We start from the raw sequence: 1,850 nt of genomic DNA on the forward strand, positions 1-1,850 counted from the left end.
GGGTGATCTTGGTCGAGAACCCGTCTACCAGGAGCTTCGTCGTTCCGCAGGAGTGTCCAACTCGCGGTCAGCGCCACGAGGTTGGAAAACGCTCAATCTTTTCTGCGACTTCCGTGTAGTTACTCACCACGAGCCACCTCCCAAGCGGCTCAGGTCGACTACCGACCCGGCGACCGCACAGGAAAGATCCCACATATTCCTCAGGCGGCATATTCCCACCCCTCGGCGATCATGTCCCTTCCGATCTCTCGTAGGTTCGCCAGATCTTCGGCAATTCCGTATGCAATGTCCGCTTCGGCCGGAGAGTGCCCAGAGCCCACATAGCGCCAGGCCGATTCGGTGACCGTCTCTCGGTCCTCCAGGACGAGCAGGACACCCCCGCTCTGATGCTTGGCCCGGACAGAACGCAGTGCCCCGTACGTGGTGGAGTACTGGCGGGATTTGGTGAGAACGTGGCCCCGGAAGCCGAGCGTGTGAGCCCAGGAGCGGAGGTTGAGCGCCTCCAGTTCTGGCAGTGCACCCAGGCGCCAGCAGACGGCCATGAGGGCCCGCAGGTGGGCATTTGCCGGAGAAAGACGGATGCTTTCGAAGTCGGTTATGCGGTAGTCGATGCCGCCCGCGTCGCCGACGCTCTTTGAAACGTATTTCGCGACGTAGGCCGCGACAGCGCTGTCAGTAACCGCCGATGATTCCGTGAAAGCGTCGGTGCGAATGGGGTGTACGTCGATCTGGCCACCCCACTTGATGACCCGTTCACCGGTCGCCCGAGAATACGGTGTGTGCACTTCTACCGATTCCGCAGCAGAGCGCACCACACCCGATAGAAGTTCGGTTGTGGCCCATGGAGGCGGAGACGAGGAAGGACCCTCCGGTCCGTCGACTCGGATTACTGCGTGGAAATGAACGGCGCCCCGCTGCTGGTATTCGGCGACTTTCGCGAACGAGACTTTCAGGTGTTCGCCGAGACGGGTTTGTGTGATTCCTGCGGCAGTCGCCAGATGCCGTCTGAGCATGTGGCAATAGCGGTTCCACAGTGCGCCGGCGCTTGCATGCCACAGGACGTGTCCGGGGTAGTCGTAGCAGTCCCGGCACAGCGGCTGTCCCACGGCGGAATCCTCGTCGGCATGCTTCTGACCACAGCCGACAGGCCGCCCGTGCTCGCAGGTACCACCGTCTCGCCGAGGACGGCATACAACCCCGTCAGGGCCGCTCACACGGTGGACTGCACCGAAGGAAGGGGCGGTGAGGGTGACGAAGAGCCGAGGGTGATGCCGGACGCCGTCCGTTACGCCCTTACCGCCCAGCAGGCCGGAGCGGACCAGGTGGAACGTGTCTCCCGCGTGGAGGTAGGAGCACGGCTCACAGCGCGTCTCACGGCGGTTGCGGCAGCGCACCGGCATACGGCCGCCAGGTTCCTCGGTTGTGCCGTAGTGCCGCAGTATTTCACCGGTGAGAGCGTCACGAGTTGTGGTGTGTCCGGCGAGATAGATGGGGTGGGCACAGCCGCCAATGGATTTGATCTGTTCGATCCAGCGCGGGAATCCCGGTTCGTGGACGAGCCGGATAAGGTCGCGCTCGGTAGAAGAAAGAAGGCGCAGACGCTCAGCCTCATTGAGGACCGAGCGCCGCGCCTCATCCGATATCGGAAACATGGGGTGGACCCCTTTCGCGAGGGATAGGCGCGGCGTTCATAAATCAGCTCCCGGCTTGTCTCTGCTTGGCTACGAATTCGGCTTGGCTTCGCTTAGCTATGAGAATGAGCGTTTTCCAACCTCGTGGCGCTGACCGCGAGTTGGACACTCCTGCGGAACGACGAAGCTCCTGGTAGACGGGTTCTCGACCAAGATCAC

At 62.3% G+C, this 1,850-nt stretch carries 1 protein-coding gene; it reads right to left on the reverse strand.

Going from position 1 to position 1,850, the window contains the following annotated elements; all coding sequences use genetic code 11:
• Positions 1-200 precede the first annotated feature (200 nt).
• Positions 201-1,652, reverse strand: a complete 1,452-nt coding sequence (locus ACIBJH_RS48155) for a replication initiator (protein ID WP_399123416.1) — start codon at positions 1,650-1,652, stop codon at positions 201-203.
• Between the last annotated feature and the right edge of the window lie 198 nt (positions 1,653-1,850).

Origin of the sequence: Streptomyces sp. NPDC050548 (assembly GCF_044457385.1) — a bacterium.
Classification (GTDB): domain Bacteria; phylum Actinomycetota; class Actinomycetes; order Streptomycetales; family Streptomycetaceae; genus Streptomyces.

What these genes read in the sequence shown, in the direction of transcription:
- ACIBJH_RS48155 (WP_399123416.1), bottom strand. Translation starts at nt 1,652, where the DNA reads ATGTTTCCGATATCGGATGAGGCGCGGCGCTCGGTCCTCAATGAGGCT.